The sequence below is a fragment of the Embleya sp. NPDC020630 genome, from assembly GCF_044334985.1.
GTDB lineage: Bacteria > Actinomycetota > Actinomycetes > Streptomycetales > Streptomycetaceae > Embleya.
In genome coordinates, this window is record NZ_JBIRUB010000021.1 from 19644 (window position 1) to 36134 (window position 16491).

At 72.0% G+C, this 16491-nt stretch carries 17 protein-coding genes and 1 pseudogene; 10 read left to right on the forward strand and 8 right to left on the reverse strand.

Annotated features, from left to right (window positions below):
• Window positions 1-80: 80 nt before the first annotated feature.
• Window positions 81-473 carry a hypothetical protein gene (locus tag ACH4XV_RS40035; protein ID WP_395798106.1) on the forward strand — a complete coding sequence of 131 codons (393 nt, stop codon included), beginning with the start codon at window positions 81-83 and terminating at the stop codon, window positions 471-473.
• A 30-nt stretch (window positions 474-503) separates the two neighbouring features.
• Window positions 504-635 (forward strand): annotated as a pseudogene (locus tag ACH4XV_RS40040) (IS5/IS1182 family transposase); the annotation flags it as partial.
• 84 nt (window positions 636-719) lie between these two features.
• On the opposite strand, the gene ACH4XV_RS40045 reads toward ACH4XV_RS40040, so the two are convergent.
• From ACH4XV_RS40045 to ACH4XV_RS40070, 6 genes are all read right to left on the reverse strand, one after another.
• A complete protein-coding gene (locus ACH4XV_RS40045) occupies window positions 720-1895 on the reverse strand; it encodes a hypothetical protein (protein ID WP_395798107.1) in 1176 nt (391 codons plus the stop codon).
• 101 nt (window positions 1896-1996) lie between these two features.
• Window positions 1997-2482 carry a sigma factor-like helix-turn-helix DNA-binding protein gene (locus ACH4XV_RS40050; RefSeq protein WP_395798109.1) on the reverse strand — a complete coding sequence of 162 codons (486 nt, stop codon included), beginning with the start codon at window positions 2480-2482 and terminating at the stop codon, window positions 1997-1999.
• A gap of 31 nt (window positions 2483-2513) precedes the next feature.
• A complete protein-coding gene (locus ACH4XV_RS40055; protein WP_395798111.1) occupies window positions 2514-3569 on the reverse strand; it encodes a hypothetical protein in 1056 nt (351 codons plus the stop codon).
• A gap of 117 nt (window positions 3570-3686) precedes the next feature.
• Window positions 3687-3953 carry a hypothetical protein gene (locus ACH4XV_RS40060; RefSeq protein ID WP_395798113.1) on the reverse strand — a complete coding sequence of 89 codons (267 nt, stop codon included), beginning with the start codon at window positions 3951-3953 and terminating at the stop codon, window positions 3687-3689.
• Window positions 3954-4618: 665 nt separating this feature from the next.
• Entirely contained in the window at window positions 4619-5044 is a 426-nt protein-coding gene (locus ACH4XV_RS40065; protein WP_395798115.1) for a DUF6086 family protein, read from the reverse strand.
• 350 nt (window positions 5045-5394) lie between these two features.
• Window positions 5395-5856 carry a hypothetical protein gene (locus ACH4XV_RS40070; RefSeq protein WP_395798117.1) on the reverse strand — a complete coding sequence of 154 codons (462 nt, stop codon included), beginning with the start codon at window positions 5854-5856 and terminating at the stop codon, window positions 5395-5397.
• A gap of 730 nt (window positions 5857-6586) precedes the next feature.
• On the opposite strand from ACH4XV_RS40070, the gene ACH4XV_RS40075 reads away from it, so the two are divergent.
• The 3 genes from ACH4XV_RS40075 (at window position 6587) to ACH4XV_RS40085 (ending at window position 9162) form a co-directional block, all read left to right on the forward strand.
• Window positions 6587-6817 carry a hypothetical protein gene (locus tag ACH4XV_RS40075; protein WP_395798118.1) on the forward strand — a complete coding sequence of 77 codons (231 nt, stop codon included), beginning with the start codon at window positions 6587-6589 and terminating at the stop codon, window positions 6815-6817.
• 89 nt (window positions 6818-6906) lie between these two features.
• The gene (locus tag ACH4XV_RS40080) at window positions 6907-8112 is read left to right on the forward strand and encodes a permease-like cell division protein FtsX (protein WP_395798120.1); all 1206 of its coding nucleotides are present in this window, start codon (window positions 6907-6909) and stop codon (window positions 8110-8112) included.
• A 243-nt stretch (window positions 8113-8355) separates the two neighbouring features.
• Window positions 8356-9162 carry a phosphotransferase family protein gene (locus tag ACH4XV_RS40085; protein WP_395798122.1) on the forward strand — a complete coding sequence of 269 codons (807 nt, stop codon included), beginning with the start codon at window positions 8356-8358 and terminating at the stop codon, window positions 9160-9162.
• A 262-nt stretch (window positions 9163-9424) separates the two neighbouring features.
• Here the strand turns inward: ACH4XV_RS40085 and ACH4XV_RS40090 are convergent, their stop codons facing one another.
• Window positions 9425-10786, reverse strand: coding sequence for a tetratricopeptide repeat protein (locus tag ACH4XV_RS40090; RefSeq protein WP_395798124.1), 1362 nt, complete (start codon window positions 10784-10786; stop codon window positions 9425-9427).
• Window positions 10787-10997: 211 nt separating this feature from the next.
• On the opposite strand from ACH4XV_RS40090, the gene ACH4XV_RS40095 reads away from it, so the two are divergent.
• From ACH4XV_RS40095 to ACH4XV_RS40115, 5 genes are all read left to right on the forward strand, one after another.
• On the forward strand, window positions 10998-11174 hold the full coding sequence (locus ACH4XV_RS40095; RefSeq protein WP_395798126.1) for a hypothetical protein: 177 nt from the start codon (window positions 10998-11000) through the stop codon (window positions 11172-11174).
• A gap of 131 nt (window positions 11175-11305) precedes the next feature.
• Window positions 11306-13072 (forward strand): asparagine synthase-related protein, encoded by a 1767-nt coding sequence (locus ACH4XV_RS40100; RefSeq protein WP_395798128.1) that lies wholly within the window; start codon window positions 11306-11308, stop codon window positions 13070-13072.
• Complete coding sequence (locus ACH4XV_RS40105) at window positions 13066-13365, forward strand: PqqD family protein (RefSeq protein WP_395798130.1); 300 nt, start codon at window positions 13066-13068, stop codon at window positions 13363-13365. The genes ACH4XV_RS40100 and ACH4XV_RS40105 overlap by 7 nt, the downstream gene beginning before the upstream one ends.
• A 23-nt stretch (window positions 13366-13388) precedes the next feature.
• A complete protein-coding gene (locus ACH4XV_RS40110) occupies window positions 13389-13814 on the forward strand; it encodes a lasso peptide biosynthesis B2 protein (RefSeq protein WP_395798132.1) in 426 nt (141 codons plus the stop codon).
• A 128-nt stretch (window positions 13815-13942) separates the two neighbouring features.
• Entirely contained in the window at window positions 13943-15880 is a 1938-nt protein-coding gene (locus ACH4XV_RS40115) for an ATP-binding cassette domain-containing protein (RefSeq protein WP_395798134.1), read from the forward strand.
• A 9-nt stretch (window positions 15881-15889) separates the two neighbouring features.
• On the opposite strand, the gene ACH4XV_RS40120 is transcribed toward ACH4XV_RS40115, so the two are convergent.
• Window positions 15890-16402, reverse strand: a complete 513-nt coding sequence (locus tag ACH4XV_RS40120; protein ID WP_395798136.1) for a methyltransferase domain-containing protein — start codon at window positions 16400-16402, stop codon at window positions 15890-15892.
• Window positions 16403-16491 lie beyond the last annotated feature (89 nt).

Below are 16491 nucleotides of genomic sequence, written 5' to 3' on the forward strand. Positions count from 1 at the left end.
CCGACCAACCGAGCACGTTCATTCGTACGTCGTCGAACAGATGGACCGGTGCGCCGACATCGCAAGACCAAGAGAACACGATGGAGCACTCGCGACACTCTGATGTCACCGAGCACGCTCGGCGGCTGGTCGAGGCAGCGTCGACGACTCCTTGGCCACTAGGGAAAGGCCGGCAGGTCGTTCCTCGGCAAATCCTGCCCGACCTGGCCGATGTCGCAGCCCGCGCCCCGGTCGCCGGCCGGGAGATCGACTACACCCGGACACTGCGCGAAGTTCTCGACGTTCTCGCCACCGAGGACTCCGGTGGCGACCCGGACCTCCATATCCTGGGACTGATGCTCGCGATGACCGGCATCGACCGGGGCGGTCACACCACTCAGGCCGACGCCTGCGAAAACGCCCTTCGATACATGGCCGGCCTTCCCGCATGGCGCGACGTCGACGTCACCTTCGGCCGCAACGACTCTGCTTGACGAGACAGATTCCACACAACACCCTGCGAGGTCGTCGAACGATCCCTGGCCTGGATCATGCACGCCCGCCGCCACGCCTGCGGCTACGTACGCCTCGTCCAGTACGCCGAGTCCCTGCTGACGCTCGCGGCGATCACCCCGGTGACCCGCCGCCTGACCCGCCGACGCAAGAGCCGCACCCTTGGCCCCTCTGTCGTCCTTCGGCCTCGGGCCGCGTGATGGGCTGGGTCGGGTCGAGGTTGTCCGTCACCGCGGCAGATCGGAGAGTTCCTCACCGATCAGGTCTGGAAGCACGGCCAAGGCCACGATACGGCGGTCTGCGGGTGTGGCGGCGCTGATGGCCGTCTCGCTGTGCCACGCCGCCACCGCGCCGATCGCGTACGTGGCGTCGTCGAGCAGCAGCGCGTCGACGAGTGCGACGACGTCGGCCCGGCGAGTACCTGCGGGGGCATCGAGTTCCGCGAGCCGGTCACCGATCCATGGGGCCGTGTCGGGAACGACGGCGGCCAGGGCAGCGAGCACCAGACGACACGCGTCGGCTTCGTCGTCCCAACGCGCCAACAAGCACGGGATCTCCGCTTCGACGGCCGGCCGCACCGCGCGCTCGCCTACCGACTCGCCGGTCCCCTCGTCCAGGGCGGCTGCCCGGTCGACCAGCGCAACCGCCCTGCACGGCCCGGCCACCGCCGCCCTCAGCAGGTCCATCAGGAAAGCCGCGCGGGCACCGTCCGGCATCGCGACCTCCGCCGCCAGAGCCGCCACGAAGGGCACCGCCTCGGCGGTGACGTCCGAGGCTTGCCCATCCGAGGACATCCACTCGGCCAGCAGGCTCAGGAACTCCCCGGCATCCAAGGAGTCGCCGAACTCTTCGAAGAAGTCCTCGTCGAACAGCCACCCCGCGAACTCCGGCATCGCCGCGACCTCGCCGTACAACCCCATGGCCGCGGCACGTACGGCGTCGATCAGCGTCGGCGCGGGCCCCGTTCCGCCGCACGTCCACGGCGGGGCCGCCGGTGCCGGCGGCGGTCCGGATGCCGCCACCGGTTCGAGGCTCGGCGGCCGTTCGTGCAGAAGTCCCTCGCGATCGAACCCCTCGAGCATGCCGTCGCGGCGGCCAAAGCCGCCGCCACTGGTGAAGCCCCGGTTCCGGCGTGCGATGTCCTCGGCATCGATGACGGTTCGAGTCGACATCCAATGCTGCTCCTCACGCGTTCTGCCGGCGACCTCCGCAAGCGAGGACACCCGCCACCACCCGTCGGGCACCCCCGCCTCGCCAGGCCCACCCGCGGGCCGGGCCGCGACCAGCAGGTGCCCGTGGTCGGCCAGTTCCCCGGCAGCGGCAGTCGCTGCTGCCGCGGACGGCAGATAGAGACAGTGCTCATGGGCCCAGGCCGGGGCGACCGCGTGCGTGGTGCTGTTCATGGGCCCGGAGCGTAGAACACGGCAACGTCACAGCCGCATCCGGCCGCCGGCGCGATGGTTGGACAGCCGACCAGATCGGCAGACGGATATGACACAGGCAGTCAGGGGGCCGGGGTGCGTTCGAGGTCGCGGATGGCTGCCGCCGGTAGGGCGCGTTCGGCCATGATCAGGTACACGGCGACGGCGGGCACCTCGAGGCCCATCAGGTCGGCGGTGCTGGTCAAGGTCATGCCCAGGCGGTAGTGCAGCACGACGGCGTCGGCCTGGTCGGGTGGCAGGGTCCGGTGCAGCGTGTCCCGGGCGGTCTCCGGCGCCTGGGGTGGGCCGGTGTCGGCGGCGGCGACGGCGGCGTGCAGGACGCGCCAGGCGTGTCCTGCCGGGTTGGCGGAGCGCATGATCTCGTCCCAGCATGCGGCGAGTTCGGCGAACGCGTCGTCGACGGCGGTGTCGGCGCGGCGGTCCTCGACGCGGGTGCGGGCGTAGCGGTGGTAGGGGGTGTGGTGGCGTCGGCGGAACGCGGCGAACGCGGACGTCGCAGGGCGCGTGAGGTGAGGAGACGGGTTGTCGGGGGGTGGTGGCGCGGTCATGGCGGCTCCGTGCGGGTGCGGGTGCGGGGCGTCATGGGGTGGGGGTGGGGTCCTCGCCGGAGGGGAGCCGGTTCCAGGGGAGGCCGGCTGCGGGGATGGGGGCGTCCAGGTGGGTCAGGACGGCGTAGTCGACGCTGGTCCAGTGGCGGAGGGTCCATTCGGGGTCGTCGTCCAGGGCGAGGGTGAGGGCCTGGGCCTGGGGCCGGTCGGGGACCAGGGCGCGGCCGAGGACGGCGGCGGTGACGGCCGGCGGCAGCTGGTGGGCGAGGCGGGCGGGGGCGGGGCGGTCGGCGGCGAGCCACAGGCCGCGCAGGTGGCAGGCCAGCGCCTCGGCGGCGGCGAGGCAGTCGCGGGGGGTGTCGGGGCCCACCCGGCGGGACTGGTCCCACAGGCAGAGCAACTCGTTCGGGTCGCCGCCGAGTTCCTCGGCGATCACGCGGATCGTCGTCCAGGGCGGGCTGTGGCTGCCGTCCAGGACCGCCTCGACGTAGTCCTCGCCCATGCGGGTGACCCGGGCGAGATCGCGCAGTCCGGCGCGGCCGTCGCGGAACAGGGTGCGCAGCGCGGCCGCGAGGCGGCGGGCCGAGCGGGGCGCGGAGACCATCGGTGCGGTGGTGGGGCAGGCGGTGGTCGGTGGGGCGGGGACGACGCCCAGATCGGTGGGGATGCGCGGGGCCAGTGCCGAGGCGGGCCCGGGCGGGAGTGCGGTGGTGTCGAGGGTGGAGGTGTGGGGGCCGGCCAGTCCGTGGGCCAGGCGCAGGGTCTCCTGATGCAGCTGCTCGTACAGGTGGATGAGTTGCCGGGACGTGCGGCCGTCGTGGTGGGCCTCGACGAGGGAGACGGCGAGGGCGAGCAGGCCGTCGGCGGGCGTGGGGTCGTCCGCGGGGTTGAGGTCGTCGCCGGGGGCGGGGTCGTCCGCGGGGCGGCGTCGGCGGGCGCTGCGCGTCGCACGTCGGCGGGCGTTGGACGCCGCGAGCCGGCACTTGTCGGTGCAGTACCTTTTGGGCCGGCCGCCCGCGGTGCGCCTGGGCAGAACGAAATCCCGCTCGCAGGTGGGGCAGGTCACGAAGGCCGTGGGGGCGGACATGGTGCGCGTCTCCATCCGATTCGAGAGAACCCGCCCGTCGCGCGCCCGTGAACGGGACAGGCGACGGGACGGGCGGAGCCGGGTCGGGTGCGGCCGTGCGGCGGCACCCGGGGGTGCTCAGCGGATGCGGATGCGGATCCAACGGACGCCGGAGCGGGCCATCAGGGCCGCGCCGGTCAGCAGGATCCCCGCCGCGCCCGGCGTCGCCGCGTGGGGCGCCGCGGCCCACCACGACGCGGCCGCGACCGGGGCGAAAGGCCCCACGCGCAGATTCATGTCCCACACGTCGATCCCGCGGGTTTCCGGGCCGAGACGGCACGGAATGATATATTCGAGCGGCGCCGCGACTTCACGACGAAATCGACGGCGCAATGATTCGATCATGTGCATACCTGTTCGAGAATTCCGACCCCGGGCGCGTCGATATCGCACCCGGGGTCTTTTCCATGAGTGGGGCCCGGACATTGAATCAGGCCCCACGAGGCCCTCGCCACACATTCGGCCCAATCCGATGCACCGGGACATACCGGCGCCAACCACTCGAACACCCTCACGGCTCCGTGGCTTCGGCAATGAATCCGATCGGAAACAGGATCAATCCAGATCGGATTCGGTCGATGAATGTGGCCGCAGGAGCGTGGATCGAAATCGTCGATCGAATTCGCTCGACGGTGTTCCTCGACGCCGCGGGCACGCGGCCGGGGAATGTCACTCGTTAGAGGGAATATGCAAATGCAGATGCAACGGTCCCGTCCCGGACCGCCCGAACTTTGTCGCTCGGAACCCCGTCTCGGGCTCGAAAGAGGACACGGCCCGAGCGCAGATTCGGCGTCGTCTCGGCCACGCTAACGCCCGCCACCGACACCGGACGCGCAGATCTCGGCTCCCGGCTCGCGCCGGCAACGCCTCGGTCGTCTGCGGCCCGCGAACCCGGGCCGAGGCGCCACCGCGAGAAGCTCACCGAATACCGGGAGCGTTCGCTGCCTTGTGACCATGGCTTCGGGCGTATCCTCCGTGCGCGCTGGGGGCGCGCAGGATCGCGGGGGGTGTCACGTCGGCATGGCGAGACCCAGCTCGTGCGCCCTCAGCCGAGGCGCGGCCGCCTGCGGGGCCCCGAGCACAGGGGCCATAGTCGCCTGGACATCTCTGACGTCGCCGAGTTCGCCGAGGTCGGTCGGCCGCCGGATCACCTCGATGTCGGCTCTCTGCGCCAGGACCAGCACCGTGGCGACGAACCCCTCGGACAATGCGGTCATCACGGCGTGCCCGGTTCTGCAGTACCAGGCCAGCAGCGCATTGGCGAACGCCCCGAAAACGGTGGGGTCGATCCGACATTCGTCGGCCTGGACGGGGCCGATCCCCGACGCCAGACCCAACATCGTTTCGTAGAGGTTCACCTGGCCGATGAACAACTGCGACGCCCCGTTGGACGGATTCCACAGCGTCCGGTCGCCCATCTCGTAGTACTGGCTCACCGCGCGGCCCCCTTCGCACTGGTTGTACGGGCGAGCGTAGTTGGCGGCTCACAAAGCCGGCGGAACGCCGAGCCGCGTCCGCCGTCTCCGCCGAGACGTCTCTGGTCGTCGCCGGACACGAGGCCGGCTCCACACGCGCCACCACCGAAACCCTGAACCATGTCGATAGAGGCCGACAGACCAGCGTTCTCGTAACGAAACGATCTCAACGAGCACACCCCATGGGTGATGACTGAGGACCCTGGCCTGCACCTTCTGGCCAGGTATCAGCGCCAGACTCTCCGTCTCGAATCTTTCCAAGAACCGCTTCCCCTCCCTTAGCCCGGCAGGCCGCGCCTGGTGGCGCTCGCTCACGCGCGCGTGTCGTCGACATCGGAGCCGATCGTCGCGCTCAGGGCTTGCAAAGCGTCATCGTATTGGTGACGGTCGAAATGGAACGGACCGAATGCCACATAGTCGCGGGCCTTGCGGTGCGGTTGCTCAAAGCCGTCCCAGATCACGAAGTCGGCCGTCGCGGTGATGCGGGTCATGAGGGGCCAGCATCCCCACTCGCCGCATTCACAACCGAGAACGGGGGTCTTCGGCCCCATCGCCTTGGTGGACAGTCCGAGGAAGTGATCCTGCATCGGGCCGAACCGGAAGAACTCCGGGATCAGACCGCCGTAGGCGTCGCCTGCGGGCTGCATCCCGGCAGCGATCTCGAACCCGTCGACCAGCTCGGTGAGTGGTGTTCCGTCGATGCGGGGCACGATCACGAGCGGGCCGCCGTCGCCACGGTGCCGGCAGTCGAACCGGATGTCATTGCTGGTCATCGAGTGATTGTGCCAGCGAAGCCGTTCCCTCCGCCTGAGCGGATTGAGCTGGGGCTATGCGTGGCATGCCGAGGTCGATCGCCGTGCCGCCGGAAGCTCGTCGGCCCATCCGAGCAAGTTTGTCTTCGGCGCCAGCCAGGCTGACCCGGAGCCCTTCGACTTCTCCGAGCCAGCCCTCCCGCTCGGCTTCGGCAATACGGGCGACGAGGTTGTCGCGGATCTCCCGCGCTGGTAGTGGCCCGAGTAGCCCTTGGTCGAAAGCTCCTGATGAAGGACCGTGGCACTGTGCTCGCCTTCGTCCCGGCGTTGTTGCAGGTAGTCGAGGTAGGGGTCCAACGTGGACGGTCGGCGGGGCGGTCGGCGCACGACTTCCTGCCAGGTTCGGGCGCGGGCGTACTTGCGGACCGTGCGGCGGTCCAGGCCGAGTTCGCGGGCGCCCCGTCGCGCTCATAGGGCCGCAGCAAAGGAGTTCGTACGGGCCTGGATACCGATCACGGGACCCGTGAGATCAGTCGAGATCACCAGCACGTCGGCCAAGTTCATTATCAATTGCGACAGTTCGATAGAATACAGTCAGAGGTTTCCCGTCGACGACGGGCAGACCATCATCTCGGGATGATCTCCTGCTACGAAAATCTTGCCACAGCCGCATTCACATGTACGCCGACACCTACGCTCCCTGGACCCTGCGCTCATACCGTGGCCCATCCGTCCGGAACCCGGATGGGCCATGCCCATCGCCTGCGAGATCACCTGCGACCAACTCCTCTTGCGCCCGGCCACCGTGGACCGCCCGAACTCCTCGCTGATCCTCGACTGGCGACTCGGACGGGACGAGTACGCGATGACCTTCACGGAGTTCATGGAGATGGAGCTGACCGGGAGCAGGCATGCGTGGTTGTTCGCGGCCGTCGCACCCGGTCGGTCGGGATTCGTCCGCGTCGGACGCGTCGACGCGTGAGGCCGCGTTTCACGACCGTCCGGCATCGCAAGGTCGACTTGGCCTGCACCCCGGGCCGGCTCCCGCGTGGGAGCGGTCAACTACGCTCGGTGGCAGCCGAGTTGACGACGGGGGCGGACATGATGCGGTGGAAGAGGGCGTGTGCGGGGCGGGTCGCCGTCGGGGGCGCGGCTCTGGGCCTGGCGCTGATGTCGAGCGCGGCGTGTTCGGGTGGGCACGACGGGCCGGGGCCGAAACGCGCGGCGACGCCGAAGGCGTCGGCCGTCTCGGGCGGGAGCGGTGCGGAGGACACGGACGAGGAGACCTCCGCACCCGATCCGGACGACGCGCCCGGGGTCGACTTCTGGGCCCGGAAGGTCGACATGGCGGTGTTCCTGTGCCGCGACGCGGACACGGGCACGGGCGGCTGTGCGAACGGCGCGGTCACCAACGCCCAGCGCGAGGAGATCCTCGCCGCGCTCAAGAACATGCCGCAGATCCAACACGTGTTCTACGAGAACCAGACGGAGGCGTTGCGGCACTATCGGGCCCTGAACGCGAACAACCCGCGGCTCCTCGAGGGCATGACCGTCGAGCGAATTCCGGAGTCCTTCCGGATCAAGCTGAAGGACCCGGCCACCCGATTCATCGTCGTCACCGCGATGGAGGGGCGCCCCGGTGTCGCCTCCACCGCTCCGCAGGCCCCCGCCGCACCGCCGCGTCCGGGCTCGGCGGCGGCGCGTTTGACGCAGGAGCAGGCGCGGCGGGCGGTGTTGACGGTCGACGACCTCGGTCCCGGGTGGACTGCGGGTGCCGTGACCGACACCGGGTCCAAGCCGGCGTCCGAACCGTACTCGGGCCGCAGCGGCAACGCGGGATGCGACCGCGCCCTCGCGGGCGTGCCGGCCGGTGCCGTCACCATCGCCCTGGGCGCGCAGCGGGTGTTCGAGAACGGCAACGGCCTGCGTGTGACGGCGTCGGTGCAGGTCTATGACGATGACGACGCGGCGCTGCAGCTGGCCAAGACGCGCGCCATGCTCGCCGGTTGCTCCGGGATCCCCCTGCCCTACCAGGGCACCGTCGCCCGCTTCGGCACACTGCCCGCCCCCGCCCTCGGCGAGGAGACCCTCGGGATGCGCGTGATCGTCGAACACGACGGGCCCAGGACCCTCGACGCCGTCATGATCCGCATCGGGCCCGACCTCGTCGGCATCACCGTCGCTCCCCTGGCCGACGACGCCACCATGCCCGCGGCGACCCTGGAACGACTCGCCCGCCGCGCCACCGAACTCCTGCGGACCACCGCCGGGAGCTGACCCCCGAGCAACGGACACGCCCGCCCCACGGTGCGGGGGAAGAGATCCATCCCACTTTCCCCGGGCCGGACGAGCTCCTCGGCAGTCGGCCGGACGCATCGAACTCGGCCGGGATCGGACCTCGGGGCGACACGACCGAGGTGGACAATCGATCGTCGCCTCGTCACGCCGCGAGGGCGGCGTGCAACGTCTGCGGCGGGTCGGACCGGACGGCGGCGTCCGCGGGAGGGTCGGGAGGACTCGATGGACGAAGGACGGCTTCCCGCGGACGCGTTGCCGGTGCGTACGCGCTCGGCGGTCGAGGCCCTGACCGGGCCGATCCACGCGGTCACGCCCGTGGACGGAGGCCATCACAGCGACCTGGCCGTGCGCGTGGACACCGCGACCGGTCCGGTGTTCGTCAAAGGACTGCGCACTGGTGATCCTCGGGCTGCGGCGCAGCGGCGTGAGGCGTTGATCGGGGAGTGTGTGGCGGGGGTGGGGCCCGGGGTGTTGTGGCGGTTGCTGGTGGGGGGTTGGGATCTGGTGGGTTTCGAGTTCGTGGCCGGTCGTCACGCCGATTATCGCGAGCGCTCGGGGGATCTGGTCCTGTTGGCCGAGGCGTTGAAGGTGTTGGCCGGTGTTTCCCTGCCCGCGGTGGAGTTGCCGTCGGCCGGGGAGCGGTGGGCGGGGTGTGCTCCCGGTGTCGGTTTGGGTGAGGCGCTGGTGGGGTCGACGTTGTGTCATACGGACTTCAATCCCGAGAACGTCCTCGTGACGGCCGATGGGGCGGTGCTCGTGGATTGGGGGTGGGCGGTGCGGGGGCCGGCGTGGCTGGATCCGGCGTTGGTGGTCGTGCGTTTGATCGCCACCGGTGGGCAGTCGCCGGCCGCGGCGCAGGCGTGGGCGGCGCGGCTGCCGGCGTGGCGTGGGGTGCCCGATGGGGTGATCGGTGACTTCGTCGAGGCTGAGGCCCGGTATTGGGAGGCCGTCACGAGCCGTACGCCGGCGCCCTGGTCACGTGCTCTGGCCGACGCGGCGCGCGCGTGGGCCGGCTATCGTGCGCGCTGAGTGGCGGTCGGCGACGGGGATGCGGTCTTTTCCCGTGTCCGGGGTCGTGGTGTCCGGGGTGGTGGCTGCGGTGGGGGTGGCCTTGTGGTGGGGCGTGAGCGGAGTCGGGTCCCGCTCGCGATGTGCGCGCGGGTCGTGCGTGTGTGCGACGTCGCGCCGGGCGTGCGGCGGCATCTCCCCCGTTCGTTGGGCCGCCATGGGGGCGGAACGGCGGTCAAGTCGGGCGCCCGGCGACGCGGGGGTCTGTGCGCGGGAGCTGCTTCTACGGCGTCGGGGTGAGGACGTGGCGGATGCGTGTTCGTGCGGCGATTGCGGCTGCGGCGGGGTAGGGGTTCAGGGCTTGTCCGAGGTCGGTGAGCAGGTCGCGTACGCGTGCCGATTCGGTGCCGCCGAGGTCGAGGGTGCGGTCGGCCATCTGTGCGGCGGCGTCGATCTCTCCGAGGGCCAGGTATGCCTCGGCCTGTCGGGCGAGGTAGATGGCGGCGCCGCGTGCTTCGAGGTCGGGGTCGTAGGCGTCGTCGGCCCGGTATGCCTCGTCGAAGTGGGCGAGGGCCCTGTGTGGGTCGCCGAGGGTGAGGGCGCTGCTGGCGGCGAACTGGTGTATCTCGCCTCGGTTGACCCAGTACAGGGGTCCCGTGTGGTCGTCCGGGGCGCGGTCGGTGTCGTAGGCGTGGAGGGCGCTGTCGATGGCGCGGTACGCGGGCTTGGGCTCGCCCGCGGTGGCGTGGGCGCGGGCCTTGCGGGCGTAGACCAGGGCTCGGACGCGGGGCGAGTGGATGCCGCGGGGGTCGGCGAGGGCGCGGTCGAGGAGGTCGAGTGCGCCGCGCGGGTCGCCGGTGGCGTAGCGCAGGTTGGCCCAGAAGGTGACGACGAGTGCGCCGGTGTCGGCGTCGTCGGCGCTGGCCGCTGCGCGCAGGGCGGTGATGAAGTGGCGTTCGGCGGCGGCGTGTCGGCCGGTGTCGTAGGCGGTCCAGCCGCAGATGCGGGAGACCTCGGCGGCTGCGGTGAACAGGCGTCGGCCGGTGGTCTGAGTGTAGGTGCCCTCGCGGAGCAGGCCGGTGACGAGGCGGAGTTCGGTGAGTGCGGCGTCGTGGGCCCGGGCTGCGCCGACTTGGTCGTCGAGGTGGCGCAGGGCGGTGATGCGGGTGTCGATGAGGTCGGGGACGCGGGCGCCGATGCGGCGGCCGTGGGTGACGGCGGTCGCGGGTTCGGCGGCGGCCCATTGGTCGAGGGTGGTGAGGAGGGTGGTTGAGCCGGCGATGAGGAATCCGCGGCGGTCCACGGTGCCTCCCACGGTGTCGAGTGCCTGGATGGTTCCTGTGGGGGTCCACGGGGATTCCAGGAGGGTTCGGTCGTCGGGCATGGCCGCGAGGAGCCAGTCGGGCCAGGGTCTGCGGTGTACGACGTCGTCGGGGACGCCGTGGAGGGCGGCGATGGCGAGTTGGGTGCAGGGGTCGGGTGTCGCGCCGGCGAGCCAGCGGGAGTATTTCTCCGGGCGTGCGGCCAGTCCGCCGAAGCCGAGCGCGCGGTGTGCGTCGGCGACGTGCCGCAGGTAGGTGGCGACGGTGCCGCCGCGTCGGGCGACGAGGGTGGCCAGGGGGTGCCGTTCGACCGCGGTGTCCATCGACTGCCCTCCTGCCTCCCGTGGGCTTCGTCCAGTGTGCGCGGTGGCGGGGGGCTATGGAAGTGCCTCTGGCGAGAGGCAAGCGAAGGCAAGGAGGGCGTGGGCGGCAGGCAAGTCGAGGCAATCGCCGAGCTGTTCCCAGCATGTGTCGTCGAGGCGTTGGCTGGTGACCGCAGCCCGGTCCCGGGCCGCAGGACGAGAGGAATTCGCAATGAGCGAGACCCCGAAGTCGTACGGCGGGTTCGCGCCGTCGGTCACCGCCTTTCCGGCCACGCGGCTGACGAACGGTCGGCAGAACTTCGACGACGCCGACCGCAGTGGCGCGATGTGGTTCGTGAAGGCCGCGTTGCACGACGCGTCCGTGACCGTCACGCCCGCTTCGGCGTGACGCCTGTACATCGCCGCGGGTGACGAAGTCCTGCGGTTCGAGCGCGCCCGACCGGTCCCGACCGGCCGGGCGCGCTTTCCGTTCCCCCCTTTTCGGATGTGCGGTTTCGGCGTGGCTGGATGGAGGACGACATGGCAGTGACGGGTACCGACGGTGCCGGGGAGTGGGTCGGCGCTCCCCCGGGACGAGAAGTGGCCGGGTTGTCGCGGGTGTGGGTCGACGATGCGGACACCCGGGTGCGGGTCGCCTCGCGCCCGGGGAGCGCGGTGCGGTTGGCGGTGTGGGGCGACTGCGGCGCGAGCGAGGCCGAGTTGGACGCGGGCCTGGAGCACGTCGCGGCGGGTGACTGGACCGCGCTGACACGATGGTCCGGTTCGTACTGGGTCTCGGCCGACGACGGAGACGGGCGCCGGGTCCTGATCGGGGACCTGTCCGGGTTCCGCGGCCTCCACCATGCGCGTGCCGCAGGCGGTGCGCACCTGTGGTCGACGAGTGCCCTGCCCCTGGCGGGGGCGGTGCGCGCGTCGCCGGATCTCGCGGTGATGACGGCGCGGTTGGTGTGCGGGGATCTGTGGCCGCAGCGGTCCGCGTGGTCGGGTGTCGAGTGCGTGGCCGGGGGCCGGGCGCTGGTGTTCGACGGCGACGGGTCCTGCCGGCAGGTGGACGTGAGCGGCCTCGGGGCGCTGTCGTACGAGGACGGCGCGCGGACGCTGGGCGAAGCCCTGCGCACCGAGGTCGAGCGGGTGGCCGTGGCCGCAGGAGTCCTCGGGAACTCGTGTGACCTCTCCGGTGGGTTGGATTCCTCGACCGTGACGATCCTCGCCGCGCGGGTGGCGCCGCTGCTGACGGTGCACTGGGCGGGCTCGCGGGCGAGCGCCGAGGACCGCGCGTTCGCCGATCGCGTCGCCGGGCACATCCGGACGCTGTCCACCGGGCACGCCTACGCGCACGTGGTCACCGAGTCCGGTGGGCACTTCGACCGTCCGGACGCGCCGGTGCGCCTGGACGCCTCGGTCGGGCCGCTGATCGCGCAGGGCACCGAGGCCGCGTACCTGGTGCCGGCGATCGGCCGACCGTGGCATCTGACCGGGCACGGCGGCGACATCGTCCTGGACGCCGACCCGGCGGCCGTGTGGGTGGACCTGGTGCGGGCCGGCCGCCGACGCGAGGCGAAAAGGCTCGTCGTCGACGCGGCGCGGCTGCGGGCGTCCGCGCCCGGCCCGTCGTGGGCCCGGGTGAAGGCCGCCGCCGCCCGCGATCGGGGCGAGGCGCTGCGGGCGGCGGCCCGGGTGCTGCGGGTGGGCGGTGACGCGAACGTGGCCTGGCCGTGGCTGGGGTTGAATCGCGCGGTCGACCTGCTGAGTGCCACCGGACGCGAGGCGGTGGCGCACCTGTTGGAGGAGGCCGCGAGTGCCGACGGACCGCGGGACGCCGCGCGCTGGTCGGACTGGTCGGCCCTGCACGCGGCCGGCGCCGTGGCCCGCCACCAGGAGCCCCTGCACCGCCACTGCGGTGTGCGGCCGGCGCACCCGTTCCTTGCGAACTCCGTGGTGCGGGCCGCGTTCGCGATCCCCCCGACCGAGAGGCATCGCAACGGACGCTACAAGGCGCTGCTCGGCGCCGCGCTCGGGGACGTGTTGCCGCCGTGGCTGTGCGGGCGCCGCAGCAAGGGCTCGTTCAGTCAGGCGATGATCACGGACATCCGGACACACCGCGCCGAGTTGGAGGCGCTGGTCGACGCGAATCCGCTGATCGGTGCCGGCCTCGTGCGCGCGGACGCGGCGAGGGCGTTGCTCGCCGACACCGCCGCCGGGCGGCCCACCGGCGCGTTGCGCGCGGTGATCACGTTGGTCGCGGACGCGATGTGGGCCGAGTCCGTGACGGGGGCCTCGTGCTGAGCCCCGCGCCCGGCCTCGGGATCGCCCAGACGGGTGACGGCATCGCCATCCTCGACATACGCCGGGGCCGCACCGGAGCCTGGGTCTTCCTCGACGCGGACGCTTCCCGCGTGTGGACGGAGATCACCCGAACGGGTGAAATCCGGGGGCTCGTCGACGCCCTCGCCCGGGAGGCGGGCGAGCCCGTGGCGACGTTCGCTCCCGCGGTTCGGGCCGTGGTGGACGACCTGATCGCTCGGCGCCTGGTCCGGGAACGACCCGTCCGGCGCGCCTGGTTCGGGGGTCGGCGATGACCGTGATGGCCCGAAGAGGGGCCGTGCCCGTTCCGTTGCGGCATCGCGCGGTCGCCGGCGCGGGTCTCGCCGCCGCGTTGCTGCTCAAACCGCTGCCGTTGCGCGTGCAACTCGCCGCGCTGCGCGTGGTCGTCGCGCTGCCGGCGGCCTCGCGACGACGCGTCGAAGCCCTGCACACGGCCGTCGAGGCGGTGCGGCCGGTGTGGTGGCCGGGCCGCCTGGCCTGCCTGGAGACGCAGATCGCCACGGTCGTGGCCTGCGCGTTGACCGGCCGCCGCGTGCATCTGGTCTTCGGGGCGCGCCTGTTGCCGTGCGAGGCGCACGCCTGGCTGCGCACCCCCCAGGGCGACGTGGCCTTGGGAGAGGACGCGGTGGACCGGCCGTGGACACCGGCGCTGATCGTCCCCGCCATGCCCGACGCCGGGCCTGCCGAAACGGCGCCCCGGTAGCCCGTCGACCCGGGCCGCGCACGCGGGCGCCGACCGTGCGCGGCCCGCTACCACACCCGAAACCACGCCCGTGCAAACGCGGAAAACCTGTTGAATCGCCACACCGCGCCACCCCCCGATAGGGGCGTGTGACCGTTGTTTCCAGACCCGTTCCCGGACCCACGCCCGCCCCCGACGACCACCCCGACCCCACGAGCGCCGCGGCACCGCCCGCGAGCGCGCCGCCGGTGGGCATCGTCTTCGCCCCCGACGCCAACACCGCCGCCCTGCACACCGCCACCACCGCCACCGTCGCGCGCCGGCTGCCGCGCGCCCTCGTCCAGGCGGCACGGCTGAGTTGGCGCGCGGACCGCCGCGCCGTCGTCGTGCTGATCGTGTGTCAGGTCGGCGCGGCCGTGCTCGCCGCCACCGGACTGGCCGCGACCACCCGCGTCCTGGGCCTGCTCCTGGCCGACACCGACCCGGTCCGCGACCGCTTCACCGCCGCCGCGCCGACCCTCGCGCTGCTCACCGCCGCCCTGGCCGCCGGCGCGCTGCTGGCGGCCGGTGCCCAGCTCGCCGCCGCCCGTGTCGCCCCCAAGGCTTCACGCGAAGCCGACCTGCGCGTGCAGTCCGTCGCCACCGCCGTCGAGTTGATCGCGTACGAGCACCCGGGATTCGAGGACGGCCTCGACGCCGCCGGGGTGGGCGCCGAACGGGTCCGGCAACTGATCGTCGACGCCCAACAGCTCACCGCCGTCCTGGCCCAACTCGCCGCCGTCGCCACCGTCCTGACCGTGCTGCATCCCGTGCTGCTGCCGCTGCTGCTCCTGGCCGCGGCCCCCCGGGGCCTGGCCGCGGTCCGCGCCGCGCGGATCGAACACCGCACGGAGCACCGCACCCGCTGCGACACCCGCGCCCGCACCATCCTGCGCACGATGAACACCGAACGCCCCGCCGGCGCCGAGGTACGCGCGGGCGCGATGGCGCCGTTCCTCCTCGACCAGTACCGGCGCATCTCGCTGCGCGTGGAACGCGAGGGCCTGCACGCCACCTACCGTGCCATCGCCACCCGACTGGCCGGCGACGCCGCCGGCGCGAGCGCCACCGGCGCGACCTGGGCCGCGTTGATCGCCCTCGCGGTCACCGGACGCGTCGACTACGCGGTCGCCGGGACCGCCGTCATCGCCGTGCGCACCGCCGGCACCGCGCTGGCCGCGCTCGCGAGGGTCGCCGCCACCTTGTTCGGCACCAGCCTCTACCTCGACGACTGGCACCGGTTCCTCACCGACGCCGCCGATCACCGCAGCCGGCGCGGCACCACCCGCATCCCCGACACCGGCCCCGACCGGATCACCACCCACCACCTGGAATTCATTTACCCCGGCTGCACCACGCCGGCCCTGACCGGAATCGACCTCGAACTCCGCCGCGGCGAACTCGTCGCACTCATCGGCGAGAACGGCTCCGGGAAATCCACCCTCGCCAAACTCTTGACGGGCCTGTACCTGCCCACGTCGGGAACCGTCGCCTGGGACGGCGTCGACCTCGCCGACGCCGCCCCCGACAGCGTCTGGCGACACCTGGCACTCGTCCCCCAGGACTACACCCGCTGGCCCACCGACGCCCGCAACAACATCGCCCTCGGCCGGCCCACCACCGACGAACCCGTCCACGCCGCCGCCCGCGCCGCAGGCGCCGACACCGTGATCGCCAAACTCCCCCACGGCCTCGACACCTCACTCGCCAGAGCCTTCTGGGGAGGCCACGACCTCTCCGGCGGCGAATGGCAACGCCTCGCCCTCGCCCGCGGCTTCTTCGCCGCCGACAACAGCGTCCTGGTCCTGGACGAACCCACCTCCGCCCTCGACGCCCGCGCCGAACGCGCCCTGTTCGACCGCCTCCGCGACCTCGCCCACGGACGCACCACCATCTTCGTCACCCACCGACTCGCCAACGCCCGCGCCGCCGACCGCATCATCGTCCTCGACAAAGGCACCCTGCGTGAAACCGGCACCTTCACCGACCTCGTCGCCCGCGAGGGCGGGCTGTTCGCCGAGCTGTACCAACTACAGGAGGGGATGTGACACAGGGCGTCACCGGGTGACCAGCCGGCCGGGCCAGGCGAGCGCGTTGAGCCGGCTTCGCGGGAATGCCGGGGAGCCGACCGTCGACACGACGCGGTCGGTCGAGCCGTAACCGACGGGCAGGGGTCCGGTGATGCCGCATTCCTTGACCTGTGGCTGCAACCCGACGCTTTCCAGGCATTCCGCCGCGGCAGCGACCAGGTGGGGGTCGACGTCGATGCTCGTGACGCGGCGGTCGCCGAATCGTCGTGCGAGCAGGGCTGTTGCGTATCCGGTGCCGGTCACGCACAGCACGTGATCGGTGTCGCCGATCCAGACCCGGTGGTACATGTTCACCAACAGCGTCGGCAGGGTGGACGAGGATGTCGGCCGGCCGGTGGGATGGTCGTCGGGTGTGGCGTGGTCGGCGTGCAGGGCCCCGACGCGGGTGACCAGGGTGCCGTCCTCGTAGGCGGTCGCGCGGTGGTCGGCGGCGCCCCGCGCCGTCCATCCGCGATCCGTCCACGCCCACCACCGGGGCACGAAGGCATCGCGGGAGCGCCGGGAGGTGGAGGCACCCGCCCATGAACTCACCGGGTGTGAGGTCGGGTTCGCACCTCAGCGCCCACGCG

Coding starts and splice junctions, on each gene's coding strand:
- ACH4XV_RS40090 (WP_395798124.1), bottom strand. CDS start 10,786: ATGGACACCGCGGTCGAACGGCACCCCCTGGCCACCCTCGTCGCCCGA.
- ACH4XV_RS40045 (WP_395798107.1), bottom strand. CDS start 1,895: ATGAACAGCACCACGCACGCGGTCGCCCCGGCCTGGGCCCATGAGCAC.
- ACH4XV_RS40095 (WP_395798126.1), top strand. CDS start 10,998: ATGAGCGAGACCCCGAAGTCGTACGGCGGGTTCGCGCCGTCGGTCACC.
- ACH4XV_RS40075 (WP_395798118.1), top strand. CDS start 6,587: ATGCCCATCGCCTGCGAGATCACCTGCGACCAACTCCTCTTGCGCCCG.
- ACH4XV_RS40055 (WP_395798111.1), bottom strand. CDS start 3,569: ATGTCCGCCCCCACGGCCTTCGTGACCTGCCCCACCTGCGAGCGGGAT.
- ACH4XV_RS40070 (WP_395798117.1), bottom strand. CDS start 5,856: ATGACCAGCAATGACATCCGGTTCGACTGCCGGCACCGTGGCGACGGC.
- ACH4XV_RS40060 (WP_395798113.1), bottom strand. CDS start 3,953: ATGATCGAATCATTGCGCCGTCGATTTCGTCGTGAAGTCGCGGCGCCG.
- ACH4XV_RS40035 (WP_395798106.1), top strand. CDS start 81: ATGGAGCACTCGCGACACTCTGATGTCACCGAGCACGCTCGGCGGCTG.
- ACH4XV_RS40085 (WP_395798122.1), top strand. CDS start 8,356: ATGGACGAAGGACGGCTTCCCGCGGACGCGTTGCCGGTGCGTACGCGC.
- ACH4XV_RS40050 (WP_395798109.1), bottom strand. CDS start 2,482: ATGACCGCGCCACCACCCCCCGACAACCCGTCTCCTCACCTCACGCGC.
- ACH4XV_RS40100 (WP_395798128.1), top strand. CDS start 11,306: ATGGCAGTGACGGGTACCGACGGTGCCGGGGAGTGGGTCGGCGCTCCC.